Below are 551 nucleotides of genomic sequence, written 5' to 3' on the forward strand. Positions count from 1 at the left end.
TCCTAATGCTGACAGACGGCGCTTGTGCGTTAATTCAGCAAGCGGGTTCGTCTGATCCATGAATTGAGAAAGCTGTGAGCTTCCAAAGAACTCTTTAATGGATGCAATAACAGGACGAATATTGATCAGCTGCTGAGGCGTAATTGTATTCGTATCTTGAATTGACATTCTCTCACGAACCACACGCTCCATACGGCTTAAACCGATACGGAATTGGTTCTGGAGAAGCTCGCCTACAGAACGTAAACGGCGGTTTCCAAGATGATCGATATCATCTGTGTCGCCTACTCCGTGCAGCAAGTTGAAGAAGTAGCTGATTGACGAAATAATATCAGCAGGCGTGATGTTTTTAATCTCTTCTTCGATGTAAGCATTGCCGATTACATTAATAACCTGTTCTCCTTCTTGATCAGTCGGAGCAAAGATTTTAATTGATTGAAGAGTCACTTCATCTTCAACAACGCCGCCATTCGGATACAGCTTTCTAAAACCGATTCCGTTTTCTAAGTATGGCAGTACTTTATCAAGCGTTCTTCTATCAAGAATCTGGC

The 551-nt window shown here is 42.8% G+C and carries 1 pseudogene; it reads right to left on the reverse strand.

The window, feature by feature from the left end:
• Nucleotides 1-551: pseudogene (locus tag ACWHAR_RS30895) on the reverse strand (DNA-directed RNA polymerase subunit beta); the annotation flags it as partial.

It is taken from the genome of Bacillus sp. LR--39 (assembly GCF_053613335.1).